Genomic DNA, 223 nt, shown 5'->3' on the forward strand with positions numbered 1-223 from the left:
CCAAGGAGCTTGCGCATGCCCTGCCCAAGGACGGCCCGGTGGCGGAGGACCTGCGGCTCCTGCAGGAGCAGGTGGAGCGCTGCCGCTCGATCCTCACCAAGCTCACCTCCATGGGGGAGGAGGAAGAAGGCTTCCTCGAGACGGTCTCGCTGAGCCATCTCGTCGAGGAGATCGTCGAGCCGCAGCGCGCGGTGGGATTCGACGTGCGGGTGTCGACCCGCGG

The 223-nt window shown here is 68.6% G+C and carries 1 pseudogene; it reads left to right on the forward strand.

The features are described 5' to 3' along the window. A pseudogene (locus E4K09_RS26800) lies at positions 1–223 on the forward strand (sensor histidine kinase); the annotation flags it as partial.

It is taken from the genome of Microvirga pakistanensis (assembly GCF_004458765.1).
GTDB lineage: Bacteria > Pseudomonadota > Alphaproteobacteria > Rhizobiales > Beijerinckiaceae > Microvirga > Microvirga pakistanensis.